Source organism: Primorskyibacter flagellatus (genome assembly GCF_014638275.1).
Lineage (GTDB): Bacteria > Pseudomonadota > Alphaproteobacteria > Rhodobacterales > Rhodobacteraceae > Pseudooceanicola > Pseudooceanicola flagellatus_A.
Genome location: NZ_BMFJ01000003.1, coordinates 178,864 through 197,946 on the forward strand (window position 1 = coordinate 178,864; position 19,083 = coordinate 197,946).

At 60.2% G+C, this 19,083-nt stretch carries 18 protein-coding genes; 8 read left to right on the forward strand and 10 right to left on the reverse strand.

Going from position 1 to position 19,083, the window contains the following annotated elements:
* Nucleotides 1–3: 3 nt before the first annotated feature.
* From IEV87_RS20385 to IEV87_RS20400, 4 genes are all read right to left on the reverse strand, one after another.
* Entirely contained in the window at nucleotides 4–1,602 is a 1,599-nt protein-coding gene (locus IEV87_RS20385) for an acyl-CoA carboxylase subunit beta (protein WP_043753606.1), read from the reverse strand.
* 4 nt (nucleotides 1,603–1,606) lie between these two features.
* Nucleotides 1,607–2,236 (reverse strand): TetR/AcrR family transcriptional regulator, encoded by a 630-nt coding sequence (locus tag IEV87_RS20390; RefSeq protein ID WP_043753609.1) that lies wholly within the window; start codon nucleotides 2,234–2,236, stop codon nucleotides 1,607–1,609.
* 180 nt (nucleotides 2,237–2,416) lie between these two features.
* Nucleotides 2,417–3,247: an SDR family NAD(P)-dependent oxidoreductase gene (locus tag IEV87_RS20395; protein ID WP_027264429.1), complete on the reverse strand. Its 831-nt coding sequence runs from the start codon at nucleotides 3,245–3,247 to the stop codon at nucleotides 2,417–2,419.
* Nucleotides 3,248–3,271: 24 nt separating this feature from the next.
* Nucleotides 3,272–4,456 (reverse strand): lipid-transfer protein, encoded by a 1,185-nt coding sequence (locus tag IEV87_RS20400; RefSeq protein ID WP_043753613.1) that lies wholly within the window; start codon nucleotides 4,454–4,456, stop codon nucleotides 3,272–3,274.
* A 253-nt stretch (nucleotides 4,457–4,709) separates the two neighbouring features.
* On the opposite strand from IEV87_RS20400, the gene IEV87_RS20405 reads away from it, so the two are divergent.
* The gene (locus tag IEV87_RS20405) at nucleotides 4,710–5,321 is read left to right on the forward strand and encodes an acyltransferase (RefSeq protein WP_043753615.1); all 612 of its coding nucleotides are present in this window, start codon (nucleotides 4,710–4,712) and stop codon (nucleotides 5,319–5,321) included.
* A gap of 111 nt (nucleotides 5,322–5,432) precedes the next feature.
* On the opposite strand, the gene IEV87_RS20410 is transcribed toward IEV87_RS20405, so the two are convergent.
* From IEV87_RS20410 to IEV87_RS20430, 5 genes are read right to left on the reverse strand one after another with little or no spacing between them, the layout of a single operon-like run.
* Nucleotides 5,433–7,040 (reverse strand): acyl-CoA carboxylase subunit beta, encoded by a 1,608-nt coding sequence (locus tag IEV87_RS20410; protein ID WP_043753618.1) that lies wholly within the window; start codon nucleotides 7,038–7,040, stop codon nucleotides 5,433–5,435.
* 2 nt (nucleotides 7,041–7,042) lie between these two features.
* Entirely contained in the window at nucleotides 7,043–7,558 is a 516-nt protein-coding gene (locus IEV87_RS20415; RefSeq protein ID WP_043753621.1) for a biotin/lipoyl-containing protein, read from the reverse strand.
* Nucleotides 7,546–9,015, reverse strand: a complete 1,470-nt coding sequence (locus tag IEV87_RS20420) for an acetyl-CoA carboxylase biotin carboxylase subunit (RefSeq protein WP_043753624.1) — start codon at nucleotides 9,013–9,015, stop codon at nucleotides 7,546–7,548. Before IEV87_RS20420 ends, IEV87_RS20415 begins: the two co-directional genes overlap by 13 nt.
* Nucleotides 9,016–9,027: 12 nt before the next feature.
* Nucleotides 9,028–10,827 (reverse strand): acyclic terpene utilization AtuA family protein, encoded by a 1,800-nt coding sequence (locus tag IEV87_RS20425; RefSeq protein ID WP_043753627.1) that lies wholly within the window; start codon nucleotides 10,825–10,827, stop codon nucleotides 9,028–9,030.
* 21 nt (nucleotides 10,828–10,848) lie between these two features.
* Nucleotides 10,849–11,634, reverse strand: a complete 786-nt coding sequence (locus IEV87_RS20430; protein ID WP_043753629.1) for an enoyl-CoA hydratase-related protein — start codon at nucleotides 11,632–11,634, stop codon at nucleotides 10,849–10,851.
* A gap of 134 nt (nucleotides 11,635–11,768) precedes the next feature.
* Between IEV87_RS20430 and IEV87_RS20435 the strand changes: the two genes are divergently transcribed.
* The 6 genes from IEV87_RS20435 to IEV87_RS20460 are packed head-to-tail and all read left to right on the forward strand — an operon-like array spanning nucleotide 11,769 to nucleotide 16,754.
* The gene (locus IEV87_RS20435) at nucleotides 11,769–12,983 is read left to right on the forward strand and encodes an acyl-CoA dehydrogenase family protein (protein ID WP_048534215.1); all 1,215 of its coding nucleotides are present in this window, start codon (nucleotides 11,769–11,771) and stop codon (nucleotides 12,981–12,983) included.
* A gap of 13 nt (nucleotides 12,984–12,996) precedes the next feature.
* The gene (locus IEV87_RS20440; protein ID WP_043753632.1) at nucleotides 12,997–14,196 is read left to right on the forward strand and encodes an acyl-CoA dehydrogenase family protein; all 1,200 of its coding nucleotides are present in this window, start codon (nucleotides 12,997–12,999) and stop codon (nucleotides 14,194–14,196) included.
* Nucleotides 14,197–14,207: 11 nt separating this feature from the next.
* Nucleotides 14,208–15,062 carry an SDR family NAD(P)-dependent oxidoreductase gene (locus IEV87_RS20445; RefSeq protein WP_028288564.1) on the forward strand — a complete coding sequence of 285 codons (855 nt, stop codon included), beginning with the start codon at nucleotides 14,208–14,210 and terminating at the stop codon, nucleotides 15,060–15,062.
* Complete coding sequence (locus tag IEV87_RS20450) at nucleotides 15,055–15,858, forward strand: enoyl-CoA hydratase-related protein (protein ID WP_043753635.1); 804 nt, start codon at nucleotides 15,055–15,057, stop codon at nucleotides 15,856–15,858. Before IEV87_RS20445 ends, IEV87_RS20450 begins: the two co-directional genes overlap by 8 nt.
* Before the next feature lie 12 nt (nucleotides 15,859–15,870).
* Entirely contained in the window at nucleotides 15,871–16,353 is a 483-nt protein-coding gene (locus IEV87_RS20455; protein ID WP_027264417.1) for a PaaI family thioesterase, read from the forward strand.
* Complete coding sequence (locus IEV87_RS20460; RefSeq protein ID WP_028093915.1) at nucleotides 16,353–16,754, forward strand: PaaI family thioesterase; 402 nt, start codon at nucleotides 16,353–16,355, stop codon at nucleotides 16,752–16,754. Before IEV87_RS20455 ends, IEV87_RS20460 begins: the two co-directional genes overlap by 1 nt.
* Here IEV87_RS20460 and IEV87_RS20465 read toward each other — a convergent pair.
* Entirely contained in the window at nucleotides 16,736–18,136 is a 1,401-nt protein-coding gene (locus IEV87_RS20465; RefSeq protein ID WP_269902658.1) for a TetR/AcrR family transcriptional regulator, read from the reverse strand. The genes IEV87_RS20460 and IEV87_RS20465 overlap by 19 nt on opposite strands.
* Nucleotides 18,137–18,227: 91 nt before the next feature.
* Between IEV87_RS20465 and IEV87_RS20470 the strand changes: the two genes are divergently transcribed.
* On the forward strand, nucleotides 18,228–18,989 hold the full coding sequence (locus IEV87_RS20470) for a glucose 1-dehydrogenase (protein WP_027264415.1): 762 nt from the start codon (nucleotides 18,228–18,230) through the stop codon (nucleotides 18,987–18,989).
* Nucleotides 18,990–19,083 lie beyond the last annotated feature (94 nt).

Below are 19,083 nucleotides of genomic sequence, written 5' to 3' on the forward strand. Positions count from 1 at the left end.
GCCTCACATTCTGAATACAGGCGTATGGCGACCGGCTTCGGGCACCGATGTCACGATGGCCAGACACAGGCCAAGGATATCGCGGGTTTGCGCGGGTTCGATCAGCCCGTCATCCCAAAGCCGCGAGGTGGCATAATAGGGATCGGACTGTTCACCGTACTGGGCCCGAACCTGCTCCTCGATCAGCTTCATGTCGGCCTCCATCTTGCCCGGGTCGCCCCCTTTCTGGCGGCGCAGTTCCAGCATCACATTTGTGGCGATGTCGGCAGACATGGTGGCCAGTTCCGCCGTGGGCCAGGCAAAGAGAAAATTCGGGGCGAAACCACGTCCGCACATGCCGTAGTTGCCTGCCCCGTATGAGCCGCCCAAGAGGACCGACAGGCGCGGCACCTTGGCAACCGACATGGCATAGACCAGCTTGGCGCTGTCTTTGGCAATGCCGCCGCGCTCGGCTTCGGTGCCGACCATGAAGCCCGAGATGTTGTGGAGGAACAAAAGCGGGATGTTGCGTTGATCGCACATCGACACGAATTGCGCGCCCTTGAGCGAACTGTCGGACACAAGCGCCCCATTATTTGCGAGAATGCCCACTCGATAGCCGTGAATCCGCGCGGTGCCGCAGACCAGCGTCTCACCCCATCCGGGCTTGAATTCGCGGAATTCGCCGGCGTCGATCATGCGCAGCAGAACCTCGCGCATGTCATAGGGCTGTTTGCGATCGGCGCTGATGACGCCAAGCAGTTCCTCTGGGTTGCGCGCCGGCGGCGCGCAGGTTGCATCGGGACCCATCGGGCGCGACAGGCCCAGTTCGGATACGATGTCGCGCATCAGAGCAAGCGCATGATACTCGTCCTCGGCCAGATGGTCAGACACACCGGAGACGCGCGAATGCATCTCGGCCCCCCCCAATGTTTCTCCATCAACCTCTTCGTTGATCGCCACCTTGACGATCGAGGGGCCGCCCAGATGGATGCGTGCGTTGCCGCGTACCATGATGACTTCGTCCGACAGGGCCGGGATATAGGCCCCACCGGCCGTGCAGCCTCCAAAGACCGCCGAGATCTGCGGCAGGCCGCTCGCGGACATGTTGGTTTGACGATAAAAGGAATTGCCGAAATGGCGGGCATCGGGGAAAACCCGGTCCTGCTCTGGCAGATAGGCACCGCCGCAATCCACCAGATAGAGGCAGGGCAGCCGGTTCTCGGCTGCGATTTCCTGGGCGCGGATGTGTTTCTGCACGGTTTCGTGATAGAAGGACCCACCCTTCACTGTCGCATCGTTGGCGATCACAACGCAGGGCAGCCCGTGGACGATCCCGATACCGGTCACGATCCCCGCACCGGGCACCTCGCCCCCGTATTGACCGTAGGCGGCAAGCGACGACAGCTCAAGAAACGCAGTGCCCGGATCCACCAGCAGGTCGATCCGTTCGCGGACCAACAGCTTGCCGCGCTTGCGATGCCGCGCGACCATATCGGGGCGGCCGCCAGCCGTTGCTTCGGCGATCCGCGCACGCAGCGTTTCGACGCGCTCGCTTTGTGCGGCGTGGTTGCGGGTGTAGGTCTCTGATGCGGTCAGCACCGCTGTTTCAAGACGTGCCATGAAGTCAGGTATCCTGTCTTTGGAGTATCCCGTTGAGGAACACATCGGCATAGGTGCGTGACAACGCATCGGCGCTACCGCGGTCCGGGTCGAACCAATCGAGCGTGGCGTTCAATGTACCGATCAGCATCAGGCGCAGGCGACGGATATCGACGTCTTGCTTCAGCGTGCCATCTTTCTTAAGCTGGGACAGAAGACTGTCCCACTCTGCCTCATAGGCCCTGCGCGTGGGCAAGTTGGCATCCCGGACGGATTGCGGCACCTGCCCGAAAATACGCACATTCGCCGATGTATAATCGCTCACATCAATAAGCGCGCGCAGATGCGCCCGGATCGCGGCGCGCAGTACCGTTTCGCCGTCGGCATCGGCCCGCAGGTCGGTGACGGCGTCTCTCATGCTCTCGTGAACGACTCGAATCCCTGCATCAAGAACGGCCGCGACGATCTCGTCCTTGGAACCGAAATGATAATATATGCTACCCGCCTTGATCCCGGCGGCCTCGGCAATTTTTCGGAGCGAAACGGACCCGTAGCGTTGTTCGCGGAAAAGCCGCGCGGCAATGTCCAGCACCCCATCCCGTCCAACCGCGCTGCGCGATGTCTCGTTGACTTTGATTGCCGTGTTTTGTGCCATATACTTTCGTATCGCCCCAACGCCTAACTAACGCCTGTTAGGTTAATAACGCAAATGAGTAAATCGTCGTGATCGTGCCAGACTAGAGTTTGCGGAAAATTCCGCATTGGCGACCGCCAAGAGGCCGCCCAGACATTAGTGTGCTTGCCCGGACCCCGTCATCGGGTCCGGGCAAATGCCTTAGATCACGAAACCGCCACCGCAGATGACGTGCTGGCCTGAAATGAAGTTCGATTCCGGCGCACAGAACAGATAGACGGCACCGGCAGCTTCTTCCGGAGTGCCGACCCGGCCCAGCGGGATCATGCGCTCCATCTGGGACAGGAGATCGGGATTCACGCCGACCTTGATCTCTTTTTCCTCGACCTTGATCGTGCTGTCGCCATCCGCGCTGCCTTCGGTCAAGCGGGTGCGAATCGGGCCGAAGGCGACGGCGTTGACGTTGACCTTATAGCGGCCCCATTCCTTGGCCATCGTCCGGGTGACCCCTAGGATACCGGCCTTTGCGGCGGAATAGTTGATCTGGCCAGCATTGCCGCCGGTCCCTGCGATGGACGAGATGTTGACCACCTTGCGGAACACCTCTTGCCCGGCGGCGGCCTCTTCCTTGGCCTTGGCGCTGATCACCGGCTGGGCAGCGCGCAGGATCTTGAAAGGTGCCGTCAGGTGGACGTCGATGATCGCCTGCCACTGTTCGTCGGACATCTTCTGAACGACGCTATCCCAAGTGTAGCCTGCGTTGTTCACGATGATGTCTAACCCGCCAAAGCTGTCCACGCCGGTCTTGATGAACCGTTCGGCAAAACCGTCTTCGGTGACGCTGCCGGCACAGACCACGGCCTCAGCTCCCATTGCGCGCACCGCCTCGGCGGTTTCATTGGCCGGATCCGCATCCAGATCGTTGATCACCAGCCGGGCCCCTTCCGAGGCCAGTTTGAGAGCGATTTCGCGGCCAATGCCCCGGCCCGAGCCCGAGACCAGCGCCACGCGCCCGTCGAGTTTTCCAGTCATATTGATTCCTCCCGAAAGGCGCTATCAGGCTTTTTCATAAAGCGTGGTGACGCAGGCCCCGCCGAGGCCCAGATTGTGCTGAAGCGCCAGACGTGCGCCATCAACCTGGCGCGCATCTGCCTGGCCGCGAAGCTGCTGAACGAGCTCGGTACATTGCGCTAGGCCGGTCGCCCCAAGCGGATGGCCTTTGGACAAAAGACCGCCCGACGGGTTGGTCACGTATTTTCCGCCGTAGGTGTTGTCGCCATCATCAACGAATTTCGCCGCTTCGCCGCGACCGCAAAGGCCAAGCGCCTCATAGGTGATAAGCTCGTTGTGGGCGAAACAGTCGTGCAGTTCGACCACATCCACGTCCTCGGGCCCGATGCCCGCGTCCTCGTAAACCTGATCGGCGGCGCGCTTGGCCATCGAAAAGCCGACCACTTCGCGCATGTCATGGGCTTCGAAAGTTTCCGGGCCGTCCGTCGTCATGGCCTGCGCCGCGATCCGAACCGAAATGTCCAGTCCGTGCTTGTCGGCGAATTTCTTGGAACAAATGATCGCGGCGGCCGCGCCACAGGTTGGCGGACAGGCCATGAGCTTGGTCATGACGCCGGGCCAGACGACCTGGGCGGCCATGACGTCTTCCGCCGTCACCTCCTGCCGGAACAGGGCAACCGGATTCTTCGCAGCATGTCGGCTGGCCTTGGCGCGGATTTTTGCGAAGGTTTCCAGGGGGGTGCCGAACTCGTCCATATGCGCCTTGCCCGCACCGCCGAAGTACCGCAGCGCCAGCGGGATCTCGGCACTGCCAACCAGTTCGTCGGTTTCACTGTCGAATGCCGCAAACGGGCTGACCCGGTCATGGAACATCGCACCGATTGCGCCGGGCTGCATCTGTTCGAACCCAAGTGCCAGAGCACATTCGACCGCGCCGCTTTCAACTGCCTGCCTGGCCAGGAACAGGGCGGACGATCCGGTCGAGCAGTTGTTGTTCACATTCAGAACCGGGATGCCTGTCATTCCGACATGGTACAGGGCGCGCTGACCGCAGGTGCTGTCGCCATAGACATAGCCAACATAGGCCTGTTGGACTTTATCATAATCCAACCCCGCGTCTGCCAGAGCGGACCGGGTCGCAGCGGTCGCCATCACATCGTAGCTTTCGGATTTTCCCGGCTTCTGGAACGGGACCATCCCAACGCCTGCAACATAGGCTTTGTCTGTCATTTCTCTCTCTCCCAAGTTCGGTCAGGCCACCCTAATCGGTCCGCCAGCCTATTTTCTACCATTTGTTAGATTTTAAATCCCAACCTTGGGAAGTGTCAATATCGCCAAGCTGTGACGTAGGGAGCTTGCGCTATTTTCTAACTTGTGTTTGTTTTCGGGCCACACGCCCTGATCGGCGGCACAATTGAGGGATTCTGGTCCCGGCGCAACCGCTGACAAGCGTTTAGCACTCAGCTTACGAAAGGTGGTCGGAATGGCATACTGTTATGAGTTCAAGGGTTTTATACCCGTCGTGCCCGAGGATACATATGTCCACCCCCAGGCCGTTCTGATCGGAAATGTCATCTTGGGTCATGGATGCTACATCGGCCCCGGAGCAAGCTTGCGGGGCGATTTCGGCAGGATCGTGATCGGGGATGGAGCCAATGTTCAGGACAATTGCATCATCCATTCCTTTCCCGGCCGCGACGCCGTGGTGGAAAGCGACGGCCACATCGGCCATGGCGCGATCCTGCACGGTTGCACAGTGGGCCGGAACGCTCTGGTCGGAATGAATTCCGTCATTATGGATGGTGTAGAGCTTGGGGCGGAATCGATTGTCGGCGCGCAGGCGTTTGTGCGTGGCGAAACCGTGATTCCGCCGCGTTCGATGGTGGTGGGATCGCCGGCAAAGGTGATCCGCGAGGTCAGCGAGAAAGAAATCGCGTGGAAAACGCGCGGCACCGCGGAATACCAGCAACTTGCGCGCGACTGTCTGGCCGGATTGACGCCGGTCGAGCCGCTGAAGGCGGTCGAGGCAAACCGGCCCGGCATGGCGGCCTCTGACGTCGTCTCCATTCAGGAGGCGCGGCGGACATCGTCCTGACCTGTCCGGGAACCGGACCGGTCAGGACTACTTCAGATTCCGAAAGCGCCAGATGGAAGCGCCTTGACGCGGAACGGCACTCCCCGACCCGGTGTGCCGTCCCTCAAGCCTTTACAGACGGAAGATCCCGTAGTGCGGATCGTCGATCGGTGCATTGAGCGAGGCAGAAATCGACATGCCAAGCGCGTTGCGTGTGTCCGCCGGATCGAGGATGCCGTCGTCCCACAATTCCGAGGTCGAGGTATAAGCCTCGACATCGCGCTTGTATTTTTCCAGCACCGGTTCGCGGATCGCGGCGATTTCTTCTTCGGTCAGCTCTTTGCCTTCGCGCTGAAGCTGCCGAATCTTGACGTCCGCCATGGTATTTGCGGCCTGATCCGCCCCCATCACGCCGATCTCGGCCTGGGGCCACATGAACAGCGTGCGCGCGTCCCAGGCCCGTCCGCACATCCCGTAGTTGCCGGCCCCGTAAGACGCATTGGCGATCACGGTAAACTTCGGCACGACCGAGCCGCCCTGCGCCATCAGCATCTTGGCGCCATCCTTGGCGATGCCTCGTTCTTCGTATTCGCGGCCCACCATATAGCCGGTGATGTTCTGGAAAAAGACCAGAGGCGTGCGGTTCTGGTTGCACAACTGCATGAAATGCGCTGCCTTGAGCGAACTGTCGTTGAACAGCACCCCGTTGTTGGCAAGGATGCCGACCTTGTAACCCCAGATATGGGCAAAGCCGCAAACCATCGTGGTGCCATAGTCGGGCTGGTATTCGTGAAAGCGCGAGCCATCGACGATCCGCGCCAGGACCTCGCGCATATCAAACTGGGTTTTCCGGTCCTTGGGGATGATCCCATAAAGCTCCTTGGGGTCGTAGTATGGCTCTTCAAAAGCGGCGGTTTCGATGATCGTTTTCGGGGTGCGCATCCATTGGCTGACAATCTCGCGCGCCAGTGAAAAGGCGTGTTGTTCGGTCGCGGCGCGATAGTCGCCGGTGCCCGATACCGAGGTGTGCATGACCGCGCCGCCAAGCTCCTGAACACCGACCTCTTCGCCGGTAGCCGCCTTGACCAGCGGGGGACCGCCAAGGAAAATCGCGCCTGTGCCTTCGATGATGATGTTGTAGTCGCTCAGCGTCGGCACATAGGCACCGCCAGCCGTGCAGTGTCCGCCGACCACGGCAATCTGCGGGATATTGGCCTGGCTCAGCTTGACCTGGTTGCGGAACACCCGCCCGCCCAGATACCGGTCGGGAAACACCCCGTGCTGCAGCGGCAGGAAACCGCCCGCGCTGTCGCAGATATGGATGACCGGCAGACGGTTTTCCAGCGCGACATCCAGAAGACGCACGACCTTTTTCACGGTATGCGGATACCAGGCACCGCCCTTGACGCTGGCATCATTGGCATGAATGGCGACCTCGCGGCCTTGCACGATGCCGATCCCCGTAACCACGCCTGCGCCGGGCACCACCCCGTCATATTCACGACAGGCCGCCAGGGTTGAAAATTCCAAAAACGGAGTGCCGGGGTCCAGCAGCAGTTTCAACCGCTCGCGCACGCCCAGTTTGTTCTGGCGGGCGAGGCGGTCGATATCGCGTTGCGGACGTTCGAAACGCGCCGCGTGCTGGCGAGCGTGGAATTCCTTCAGCCGTTCAGACATGGCGGCGAAATTTGCCTTGTAGTCGGCGGCATTGGTGTCGATCTGACTTTCAATTCTGCGCATGGTCACTCCTCCTCCGGAGCCAATTGGGCCAGGATGTCTTTCAGACCAAAACTGTCGCCTTCGGCGAATGGCATTTCGGCAACGACCCCGTCGCGCGGCGCCGTCAGTGTGGTTTCCAACTTCATGCTTTCGATCACCAGAAGTGGCTGGCCTTCTTCAACCGCATCGCCGGGTTTAACCGCAACTGACACCACGACACCCGGCATGGGCGCCACCAATCGGTCGTCGCTCGCGCCACCGTCGCTTCCGGCCAGGCGTTCGGCGGGATCAACCCGCCCGACTTCATAGGTTCGCCCGTCCGTGTGTACAAAAGTTGCTTCCGGCCCCACGGCCAGTCGCAATTCGCGCACAACACCCTTGGCCCGCAGCTTGTACCCGCCCGGCAGACCCGTCGGGTCCAATTGGCAGGCAACAGCGCCAGTGGGGGTGTTGAGCACGAACCGGCTGCCATCATGACCCAGCCAGCAATCAGTCTCTTCTCCGTCGATCTGAAAAATCCGTTGCATCAGTTTCTCCACCCACCCATCTTGCGGTACATTTCCGGTATCTGCATTACGTCACTCACCAGGCGCTCGTCCGATAGGGCCGCCGCCGCCATCAGCAAGTCAGAGACGTCTTCGCCCGGCGCGGTTAGCGTTTCGGATTGTTCAGCCAGGAAGCCAGTTGAAACGTCACCAGAGGCGAAATCCGGATGTGCAAGGATTGCATCCAGGTAACCGGTGTTGGTCGTTACCCCGAGAATCACATAGCTTTGCACCGCGCTCCGGGCACGGGCGATGGCCTGCGCGCGATCCGGGCCATGCACGATCAGCTTGGACAACATCGGGTCGAAGTCGGTCGTTACCTTGCCGCCATCCAGAATGCCGCTGTCTACGCGGATCCCCTCGCCCTGGGGTTCGTCCAGCAGCAGGATATTGCCGATCGCGGGGCGAAAATCGGCGGTCGCATCCTCGGCACAGATGCGCAGTTCGATCGAGTGTCCGGTTTGGGGAATATCCGCCTGCACGGCGCTCAGCCCGTCGCCCGCCGCGACACGCAGCTGCTCGGCAACCAGATCAAAGCCGGTTACCATCTCGGTCACCGGATGTTCGACCTGAAGGCGGGTGTTCATTTCCAGGAAATAAAAGGCCCCATCCTGTGCATAGATGAATTCGACAGTCCCTGCCCCGCGGTATTTGACGGCGCGGGCAATTCCGGCAGCGGTCTCGCAGATCTCATCCCGTTGCTCGGGGGTCAGCGCCGGTGACGGCGTTTCCTCGATAATCTTCTGGAACCGGCGCTGGATCGAACATTCACGTTCCCAGAAATGGACCACGTTGCCCTGTCCGTCGCCCATCACCTGCACCTCGATATGGCGCGGGCGTTCGATATAGCGTTCGACGAAAAGCCGCCCGTCGCCGAAATATCGTTCGCCTTCGCGGCGCGCGGTTTCGATTTCGGTCTCCAGCGTGCTGTCCTCGCGTACGACGCGCATGCCCTTGCCGCCACCGCCGGCCGAGGGCTTGATGAGCAGCGGATAGCCAACGGCGCGGGCGCGTTCGACAAAGCTCGCCGGATCATCATCCTCGATGGCCGAGGGGGCGACGGGAAACCCGCGTTCCTCGACGAAGGCGCGGGCGCGGACCTTGTCCCCCATCAGGTCGATGACCTCGGACGTCGGGCCGACAAAGGTCACTCCGGCTTTTTCCAGCGCCGCGACAAAACCGGCATTCTCTGACAGAAAGCCATAGCCGGGATGAACCGCGTCCGCGCCGATCCCTTTGGCGGCTTCGACGATCTGAGGAATATCGAGATAGGCGGCCACGGGCGTCGGGCCGTCGATCATCACGACCTCATCTGCGATCAGATGCGCCGGCCCCTCTTGCTCGGCGACATGACGCAACACGGCAGTCGCAAGCCCGCGGGCCTTAGCGGTGCGCAACACGCGCGCCGCGATCTCGCCCCGATTGGCGACCAGGAGTTTCGAAATGGTCATGGTGTCGTCCTCTTAGTTCCGGGCCGCGGCATTCAGTCCGTCACGTGCGGCCAGATCGGCTGGCACGGGAATTTCGATATCAAGCAGCATCTGCGCGAACCCTTTGCCCTGCGGGTCTATGCGGACCGAAGCGATGCCCCCCCCGCCCAGCGAGTCATGCAGCAGGAAATTCAGCGAATGGCTTCCGGGCAGGTCGAACCGTTCTACCCTGCCGTCGCAGACATGGGCGAAATAGTCCTTCACCACCTCTTCGCTGAGAGCCGAGCGGATATATGGCAGGTAGTCCGGCTTGCGCGCGAGGATGCCGATATTGGCGATGTCCCCCTTGTCGCCCGAGCGGCCCCAGGCCAGATCGACGAGGCGGACCTTGACAACGTCCGGACCGGGCTCGCGGCTATCTGCGGGCGGTGCGGCAGGCGGATCAAGGTGGACTGGCGTGGCGGCCACGCTCACGGGCACATCCTTGCCGTCGACCTCGACCGCGACGGGGGTCTCGGCCTTGCTCTGAAGGAAGGAAAATAGACGGACCACCGGCTGCACCTTTGGCCGTCCGGCGAAGAACCCGGTCAGACCCTGCGCGGTCGAAATCGCCATCGGTGCGATTTCGCCGGCAAAGATGTTCAGCGCGGCGCGATCGTCATGGACCGCGCCGATCTTGAGCACCACCTCGCGGGTCCGGGCGCGCGCATTTGCGCCATAGGCCGCCTCGGCCCCCAGCACCTCGACGCTGACCTGCCGGAAATCTCCCATGTTGCGGTCGCGGAAAATCCGGCGACAGCGGGTCAGGATCGCCTCGGCCACACGTTCGGCCTTGGCGGGTGCGTCAATCGCGGCCAGTGTCAGGGTAGAGACCGCGCGCCAGCCATCGGCATGGGTCGCCGACACCTTGTAGCTGTCGGTGCGCCCAAGCCCCCGGCCGCCCTTGACCAGCACCCGGTCGGGTCCGACCTGTTCCAGGGTGACCCCGGACCAGTCGCAGATCACGTCGGGCAACAGGTAGGCGCGCGGGTCCCCGATTTCATAGAGCATCTGCTCTCCGACTGACCCGGGCACGACCAGCCCGCCGGTGTCAGGCGTCTTGGTCATGATGAAACTGCCGTCTTCGGACACCTCGACGATGGGCATGCCCATATTGTCCCAACCCGGCACGTCCTGCCAGTCGGTGAAGTTGCCGCCGGTTCCCTGGGGGCCGCATTCGATCAGGTGGCCGGCCAGCGATCCCTGGCTGAGCTTGTCCCAGTCATCGTCGCCCCAACCGTATTCATGCATCAGGGGACCAAGCGCGACCGCGCTGTCGGCGCAGCGTCCGGTGATCACGATGTCGGCCCCGGCATCCAGCGCGGCAGCGATGGGGCGGGCACCCAGATAGGCATTCATGCTCCAGATATCATCTGGAAATGCGACACCCGAGAACATTTCCGTCTGACCGTTTTTGCGAATTTCATCGGCCCTGGGCAACAGGTCATCGCCTAGCACGACTCCGATGGACAGATCGATCCCGGCCTGGGCGGCGGCTTTGGCAAGCGCATCGCTGCAGCCACGCGGGTTCACGCCCCCTGCATTGGCAACGACCTTGATCCCTTTTGCCTTGATATCCGACAACCAGGGTGCCAGCGCCTTGACGAAGTCCGGCGCATAGCCCGACTCGGGCGCTTTGGCGCGGGCCCGCGCCATCAGCGACATTGTCACCTCTGCCAGATAGTCAAACACCAGATAGTCGATCTCGCCCTTTGAGACCAGTTGACCGATCGCTTCCGGCGTATCGCCCCAGAAGCCCGACGCGCATCCGATGCGCAGCTTTCGTTCCGACATATTCCTCTCCTCCCCGTTTGATCAGCGGCCCGTCCATTCGGGTTTGCGCTTCTCAATAAAGGCATCAAAGCCTTCGCGCGCGTCTTCGGTCTGCGCCACACGCGGTAACAGTGTTTCTGCAAACCGCATCTGCTGCGGATAGGTCATGTCCTCCATCGCGTGACAGGCGTATTTTCCCAGCCGGATCGCGCTCGGCGACTGCGCGGCGATCTGGGCAACCAGTTCTGCAACCTTGTCGTCCAGCCCCGCGGCATCGGTCACATAGTTGACCAGATTGAACTGCAGGGCTTCCTCGGCCGTCAGAGGAACGCCGGTGATGAACATCTCCATCAGCCTCCGCCGGGGCAGCACGCGCATCATGGGTGGCACGATCGTCATAGGAAACAGACCCACCTTCACTTCCGGCGTTCCGATGCGGGCATGATCCGCCATCACAGCCAGATCGCAGGCACAGATGATGCCCGCTCCTGCCCCCATCGCGACACCATTGATGCGCGCGATCGTTGGCTTTCGGCACGCCTGTATCGTCTCGAACAACCTTCCGGCAAAATGATCCGGGTCCGCCGGATCCTGAACAAACGGGCCGCCATCCGCCCCCGCCTTGATGTCGCCCCCGGCACAGAAGGCGCGCTCGCCCTCGCCGGTCAGAACGATCACGCGGCAATCGCTGTCCCTCTCGGCAGCACATATGGCGGCCATGATCCCGTCTGCGACCTCACGGTTGAGGGCATTTCGATTGTCAGGACGTCGAATCGTGATACGCACTTCTTTGCCGAGCGCCTGCGATTGAACAACGCTCTCAGTCATTTCCGAAGCTCCCCCCCTGTATTCAGGACACCGCGCTTTCTTACGTCAGGTCGTCAAAAGCTTGGCTTGATCTATTTTCTAACATATGTTTGATTTTGGTCAACACGGCGGACGACATTTTTCGGGAGGATGATATGACCACTCAAAGTGAGGCCATCTCGGCTGATCTGGAAGCCATCAGGGCGAACTATTCTTTGACTGATGAGCAACGCCAGATCGTCGATCACGTGGATCGGGTGTCGCGCGAGGTGCTACACCCACTGCAAGCGCGTATGGATGACGAGGAATGGTGGCCCGATGATCTGTTCAAGCAGATGGGCGAGCTGGGCCTGCTGGGGATTACCGCACCCGAAGAGCATGGCGGATCGGGACAGAACGAGTTCACCCAGGCGCTGGTGTCCGAGGTGATTTCGAAGTGGAATCCGGCTGTGGGCCTCTCACACGGGGCGCATGACAACCTGTGCCTGAATAACCTGCTGCGCAATGGATCCGAAGAGCATGTGAAGAAATACGTGCCGGGCCTTTGCTCGGGCGAGCTGGTTGGTGCTTTGGGCCTGACCGAACCGGGTGCGGGATCCGATGCGCTCGGATCCATGGCCACAACTGCCCGCCGCGACGGTGATGATTATGTCATCAACGGCTCGAAGATTTACATCACCAACGGCCCCATTGCCGATGTGATCCTGCTTTATGCCAAAACCGACAAGTCGAAGGGCGCCAAGGGCATTTCTGCTTTCATCATCGAGACGGACAATCCCGGTTTCAAGGTGGCGCAAAAGCTTGACAAGATGGGCTTTCGCGGCTCGCCAACCGGAGAACTGGTGTTTGAGGATTGCCGCGTACCCGCATCCGCCATGGTTGGACCGGAAAACACCGGCGTTTCGGTGGTAATGAGCGGGTTGGATCTGGAGCGTGCTATGGTTGCCTCAGTCTGCGTTGGCATGGCCGAACGCGCCCTGGAACTAGGGCTGGAATACGCCAAGATTCGCGAACAATTCGGCAAACCGATTGCAAGTTTCCAGATGATGCAGTCGAAACTGGCCGAGATCTACACCGAGGTCGAAACCGCGCGCGCATTCGGTTATCGGGCACTGGCCGCCTGTACGGGCCTACCAAAAGGGGCCGGGGGCCGTGGCGAAATCCACAAACTGACCGCGGCGGCCTGTCTTTACGCAGGCGAGGCATTCAACAAGGCGGTGACCGAAGCCTGTCATATTCATGGTGGCTCTGGCTACATGCAGGACACCGAGATCAACCGGCTGTTCCGCGCCAACAAATTGTTGGAGATCGGCGCGGGAACAAGCGAAGTCCGCAAGATCATCATTGCCGAAGAACTTTTGCGCGCCTGAGGGGGACGAGACAATGAACAAGCAACTGCGCAACGACACCGCTCTGCCAACACATTTCATGACGGACGAACAGCAGGCCCTGGCCGATCAGGCCGGCAAGTTCTTCATGTCCGAATTCCACCATCTGAATGCGGAAATGGACGATACTGATGACCTGCCGTCTTCGGTTTTCCCCAAGCTGGGCGAAATGGGCTACCTGGGACTGAACGTGCCGCCGGAATTCGGTGGCGCTGGTTTGGATTTCACCTCGGCCTGCATCATCACCGAACAGCTGTCGCGGGCCTCTGCCGCGATTGGGCTGACTCATGTGGCGCATGACAATTTGTGCGTCAACAACATCTATCGCAACGCCAATGACGATCTGCGCCGAAAATACCTGCCGGGGCTTTGCAACGGCACGCTGATCGGCGCCCTGGGTCTGACCGAACCCGGCGCGGGATCCGATGCGCTTGGCTCGATGCGGACCACGGCCAAAAAGGATGGCGACGACTACATCCTGAACGGCGCCAAGATCTATATCACCAATGGGCCGATTGCCGATCTGGTGCTGGTCTATGCCAAAACATCGCCCGAAAAAGGGGCCAAGGGCATTTCCGCCTTTATCGTGGAAACCGACACGCCCGGTTTCAAGGTGGCGCAGAAGCTCAACAAGATGGGTTTCCGTGGCTCGCCCACCGGCGAACTGGTGTTCGAGGACTGCCGGGTGCCCGCAAAAAACATGGTCGGCAAACTTGATGGCGGCGTTGCCGTGACGATGTCCGGGCTTGATCTGGAACGGGCCATCGTCTGTTTCAACGCCTTGGGTATTGCTCAGCGGGCATTGGATATTTCCATCGACTACGCCAAGACACGCCAGCAATTCGGCAAACCGATCGCCAGTTTTCAGATGGTTCAGGCGATGCTGGCCGACATGTATACGCAGATCGAGGCCGCGCGCAGCCTGTCCTTGCGCACCGCAGCCATGTGTGAGGGCCTCGAAGAGGGCGCAGGCGGGCGCGGCGAAATCCACAAGCTCACCGCTGCGGCGATCTACAAGGCCGCTGAGGCGACATCCTTCGTGCTGGACAAAGCTGTCCAGATTCACGGCGGCTCAGGCTACATGCGTGATACCGAAGTGAACCGGCTGTACCGAACCGGTCGCGTGCTTGAGGTCGGCGCGGGCACCCAGGAGGTTCGCAAACTCATCATCTCCGGCGAATTGCTGAAGAACTAAGGGGGCGGAACATGAGCGAAGCGAAATCAAGGCGTTACGCGTCGGATCTCATGGCGGGCCAGGTTGCCCTGGTCACGGGGTCTGGATCTGGAATGGGCCGGGCGACGGCGATCGAAATGGCCTCTTGCGGGGCCAGGCTTGCGCTGTTCGCGCGCCGGGAAGAGCCGCTGGAGGAGACCGCCGAGATGATCCGGTCGGCGGGGGGCGAGGCCTTTGTCGTGCCCGGAGATACCCGCGACGAGGACAGTATCGAAACCGCGATGGGACGCATCAAGGACCACTACGGGCAGTTGGATGTCTTGGTGAACAATGCCGGCGGCCAGTATATCGCGGCCGCCCGCGATATCACCAACAAGGGCTTCGAAGCCGTGATCCGCAACAACCTGATCGGATCTTGGCAGATGACCCGGGCAGCGGCGGATCACTTCATGTACGACAATGGTGGATCGGTTGTGTTTGTCACCGCCATCTCGGCGCGCACCGCGCTTACCGGCTTTACACACACCGTCGCCGCCCGCGCCGGTGTGACGGGCATGATGAAAACGCTGGCCGCCGAATGGGGCGAGTACGGCATCCGGCTGAACTGTGTCGCGCCGGGCACGATCAAGACCGATGCGCTTGGCCGCTATCCGATTCCGCCGGAACAGTGGAAAAAGCTGAACCGCTCGGTGCTAAACCGGATGGGGGCGGCCGAGGACATCGCAGGCACGATCATTTTCCTGGCCTCGAAACTTGGCGGTTTCATCACCGGAGAAGACATTTATGTAGACGGCGGTGAGACCTTGCATATGGGTCATGACGCGCGGGACATGATCAACCCCGCGATGTTCGAGAAACGCGAACGGGGAGATGGCAAGAATGAATAAACAGCCCGTCCTTCTGGAGATTTCCGACAGGATCGCTACGGTTACGCTGAACGACCCCGAGCGGCGCAACCCGGTCACCGGCAACGACATGATCGCTGCCCTTCTGGAGACCTTCGCCAAGGTGCAGGCCGATCCTCAGGTCAGCGCGATGATCCTGACCGGGGCCGACCCGGCCTTTTGTGCAGGCGGGGACATCAAGGAGATGAACGATCCCGACAGCGTGTTCCGCAAGGAGCCGCTGGCGGCGGCGCAGAGCTATGTTGATGGGGTGCAGCGGCTGCCGCTTGCGCTCTACAACATGGATATTCCGACGATCGCCGCAGTCAACGGCCCGGCGGTGGGCGCGGGGTGCGACCTGACCATGATGTGCGACATGCGCATCGCGTCAGAAAAAGCAAGGTTCGGCGAGGTGTTTCTGAATCTCGGAATCATTCCGGGCGATGCGGGCAGCTGGTTCCTGTTGCGTCGTCTGGGCCACCAGAAGGCCGCCGATCTGACCTTCTCGGGGCGCATGGTCGAGGCCAAGGAAGCGCTGGAGCTTGGTATGGTGCTTGAACTTGTGCCTCATGAAAAATTGATGGAACGGGCCCGTGAACGGGCCGCTGTCATCGCCGCGAAACCGCCGCGCGCGGTGCGGGTCGCCAAGCGTCTGATGCGCAATGCCGAACGGATGGACCTGCCGGATTTCCTGAATTCCGCAGCGGCCTATCAGGCGCTCATGCATCAGACCGAAGACCACCACGAGGCGGTTGCTGCGTTCGTCGAAAAACGAAAACCCAATTTCACGGGGCGTTAAAGGAAAGATCGCATGTCAGACATCACCCAAAAGAAGATGGAGCAAATCGCGCAGATGTGGAATGCGCGCGGCAAGGGTCTGATAACGCATATGGCGCTTGAGATCGAAGAGGTCTCGACGGAAGGTGTTCGGGTTCGGATGCCGTTCAATCCGGACTTTTGCGTCGATGCGGAACAATCGCTGCTCCACGGTGGTATCCTGACGGCACTTCTGGACAGTGTCTTTGGACTGGCGAACTTTGTTGCCATCGAAGGCGTCAGTACCATGGCCACTCTTGACCTCAGAGTTGATTACCTGCGCCCGGCCCGTTCGCGCGCGGATGTCATCGTTCAAGCGCATTGTTTTCGCAAGACCCGCCACATCGCCTTCAATTCCGGTAGCGTCTGGTTCGCGGGCCATGAGGATGCTGAAATAGCCAGGGGAACCGCCTCGTTTGCATTGACGCGCGGCGAAACCAGCCTGTTTGACGCAATGACAAAAGGAAAAACCTCGTGATGGACGTGCAAACTGTCAATGCCAATGTATCCCGGGTGCCGTTCTTCCGATTTCTCAACTTTGAGGTCAGAAGTCTAGACAGTCTCCATGCTGAGGCGGAAATGACCTTTGATGACCGCCATATCGGTAACCCGATCATGGAGTACTACCATGGCGGCATAATCGCGAGTTTTATGGAGGCCACTGCCGCCATCGCGGTACAGCCCGATTTCGCCGACGTTCCGGCCAAGCCGATCAACCTGACCGTCGATTACCTCAGACCCGGTGTGAAGGGACCGCTTTTTGCGCGCGCTAACGTCACGCGCAAAGGCAAGCGGATGGCAAGCGTCAGCGTGCTCAGCTGGCAGACGGATCGGGAAAAGGCGGTTGCCGAAGGGCTGTATCACTTCCTTCTGGTCTGACCGGGGCAACCGCTTTCAGGGCTACCTTGTCCTGTGGACGGGGTCGCTTCCCGGTTACAAATGCCTTCCAATAGCAGATTGATGAGCATGCTGGAGAATTCAGGCAGTGATAGATATCCTTCCACTCCTGCCTTGTTCGGGTCGAACCATTCCACCGTCCAGTTTAAGGCACCCAACATCACTTGGCGCAAGGGGACGATCTTGATATCCGACCGTATGGCACCGTCGTCCTGAGCGTCACGGAGTATCCGATCCCAGAGTTTTCCATACTCATGGCGAATACCCCTGTGCCTCTCCCTGAAATGATTGGGGAGCATTCCATAGCTTCTGATATTCGCCGAGGTGAATTCGCTTGCCTTGAAGAGGAAATCCAGGTGCGCCCAGATTGCAGTCGCTATCCTGGCGTGATGATCGTACGGGGCATCGAATTTCCGAACGGCGGCTTCGACACCTGCTAGCAAGTCCCTCAGTCCGGCGTTTAGAACTTCGTCAACGATCGCTTCCTTGGAGTTGAAATGGTAATAGACGCTTCCCGCTTTCATGTCCGCTTCTTCCGCGATCTTTCTCAGCGTGGTCGCCTTGTAGCCATTGTCCCTCAGAACGCGCGCTGCGGCCTTTAGAATTTCTGCACGGGTCTTAGCCGCCTTGCCGTCGGGATCCGGGGTTTTGGCGGGAGTGGCGGGGCACAGCTTCAAGCCTCCGGTACCCGCCTTGCGATGTGGACACATTCCGTCAAGTATCAGCTTACTCATTCGTTCCGCGAGGATGCGCACCGGATACTTGTCGACATCGTACCATTCTACGGTCCAGTTCATGGCACTCAGGATGAACTGGCGGATCACAGCAGTGGATATGTCGCTTCGAAGGTGGCCGGCGCGTTTGGCGTCATTCAGGAATTTGCCCCAAGCCCCTGCATATGATGCACGCAATTCGCGATGCGGGGCGCGTGTTTCGTCCGACAACATCGGATAGTTCCGAATATTGGCTGACGTGAAGTCGCTGTCGGTCAATAGGTAGGTAAGGTGTGTTTCAATCAGCAGTCTGAAAGTCTTGCGAAAATCCTCCGAACTTATCGGTGCCGACCGAACGATTTCACTGACCGCCTGATATAGTTGACGGACGCCAAGATCGAGAACATCGCTCAGAATCTGGTCCTTGGATTGAAAATGATAATAAATGCTGCCGGCCTCAATGCCAGCTTCCTGCGCGATGTCGCGCATAGTCGTTGCGTGATAGCCTTCATACCGAAAAAGTCGCGCAGCCGCCGAAAGGATACCCTCACGTGTCCTCTCAGACTTGCTCAAGTCTTCGCTCAGTGTCCTGGGTGGGTCAGTCTTGTGTACCATTCCATTTCGATACTTGCGGGACACGAGACTGTCCATTGCATTAAATCTAACAAATGTTAGAATAATGGAAGGAACGTTCCGAATCAAGTTCTTTGCCAAGATGATAGCGGAAGAGGAGGACCTCCATATGCGAGGGTTGAGTGGAAAACGCGTGATCGTGACCGGCGGCGGCAGCGGCATCGGGCGCGCGGTGTGCGAACGGTTCGGCGAAGAAGGTGCCGAGATTGCGATCTTTGACATGAGCGAAGACGGGGCGAAGGAAACGGTTCGCCTGATCACCGAGGCCGGCGGCAAGGCGCAGGCCTTCAAGGTGGACATCACCGACCGTGCCCAGGTCGACAAGGCTGTAGCCGAGTTCGAGGCCGGGGGTCCGGTCGATGTGCTGGTGAACAATGCCGGCTGGGACGTGATCAAACCGTTCCTCGACACCGATCCCGACCTTTGGAAAAAGGTCATCGACATAAATCTTTACGGTCCGCTGAATATGCATCACGCGGTGCTTCCGGGCATGGTCAAGAACGGCGGCGGCCGTGTGGTCAACATCGCGTCCGACGCCGGACGCGTCGGATCATCCGGCGAAGCCGTGTATTCGGCCTGCAAGGGTGGCATCATCTCGTTCACCAAAACCGTAGCGCGCGAACTGGCGCGTAAAGGTATTCAATTGAATGCGGTCGCCCCCGGCCCGACCGATACGCCGCTGTTCGCTCAGGTTGCCGAGGGCGAGGCCGGTCAAAAGATCGCCGAAGGTCTCAAGCGGGCGATTCCGATGAAGCGTCTTGCGCAGCCGACGGATTACCCTGGCATCATCTGCTTCCTGTCGTCGGACGACGCAGGGTTCATTACCGGCCAGGTGATTTCGGTTTCGGGCGGCCTGTCCATGCACGGTTAAAACGCTGGCAGCAGCGCCGGACTCAAGGCGCTGCTGCCATACCGTGCCAAGAGTTACCTCCCCGACTGGCCGCGCCTTATGTGCGGCCCTTTTT

Bases quoted from the DNA above. Each gene is read 5' to 3' on its own strand.
- IEV87_RS20405 (WP_043753615.1), top strand. From the start codon at position 4,710: ATGGCATACTGTTATGAGTTCAAGGGTTTTATACCCGTCGTGCCCGAG.
- IEV87_RS20395 (WP_027264429.1), bottom strand. From the start codon at position 3,247: ATGACTGGAAAACTCGACGGGCGCGTGGCGCTGGTCTCGGGCTCGGGC.
- IEV87_RS20410 (WP_043753618.1), bottom strand. From the start codon at position 7,040: ATGCGCAGAATTGAAAGTCAGATCGACACCAATGCCGCCGACTACAAG.
- IEV87_RS20425 (WP_043753627.1), bottom strand. From the start codon at position 10,827: ATGTCGGAACGAAAGCTGCGCATCGGATGCGCGTCGGGCTTCTGGGGC.
- IEV87_RS20440 (WP_043753632.1), top strand. From the start codon at position 12,997: ATGAACAAGCAACTGCGCAACGACACCGCTCTGCCAACACATTTCATG.
- IEV87_RS20390 (WP_043753609.1), bottom strand. From the start codon at position 2,236: ATGGCACAAAACACGGCAATCAAAGTCAACGAGACATCGCGCAGCGCG.
- IEV87_RS20400 (WP_043753613.1), bottom strand. From the start codon at position 4,456: ATGACAGACAAAGCCTATGTTGCAGGCGTTGGGATGGTCCCGTTCCAG.
- IEV87_RS20385 (WP_043753606.1), bottom strand. From the start codon at position 1,602: ATGGCACGTCTTGAAACAGCGGTGCTGACCGCATCAGAGACCTACACC.
- IEV87_RS20435 (WP_048534215.1), top strand. From the start codon at position 11,769: ATGACCACTCAAAGTGAGGCCATCTCGGCTGATCTGGAAGCCATCAGG.
- IEV87_RS20420 (WP_043753624.1), bottom strand. From the start codon at position 9,015: ATGACCATTTCGAAACTCCTGGTCGCCAATCGGGGCGAGATCGCGGCG.
- IEV87_RS20465 (WP_269902658.1), bottom strand. From the start codon at position 18,136: ATGGACAGTCTCGTGTCCCGCAAGTATCGAAATGGAATGGTACACAAG.
- IEV87_RS20445 (WP_028288564.1), top strand. From the start codon at position 14,208: ATGAGCGAAGCGAAATCAAGGCGTTACGCGTCGGATCTCATGGCGGGC.
- IEV87_RS20450 (WP_043753635.1), top strand. From the start codon at position 15,055: ATGAATAAACAGCCCGTCCTTCTGGAGATTTCCGACAGGATCGCTACG.
- IEV87_RS20430 (WP_043753629.1), bottom strand. From the start codon at position 11,634: ATGACTGAGAGCGTTGTTCAATCGCAGGCGCTCGGCAAAGAAGTGCGT.
- IEV87_RS20460 (WP_028093915.1), top strand. From the start codon at position 16,353: ATGGACGTGCAAACTGTCAATGCCAATGTATCCCGGGTGCCGTTCTTC.
- IEV87_RS20455 (WP_027264417.1), top strand. From the start codon at position 15,871: ATGTCAGACATCACCCAAAAGAAGATGGAGCAAATCGCGCAGATGTGG.
- IEV87_RS20470 (WP_027264415.1), top strand. From the start codon at position 18,228: ATGCGAGGGTTGAGTGGAAAACGCGTGATCGTGACCGGCGGCGGCAGC.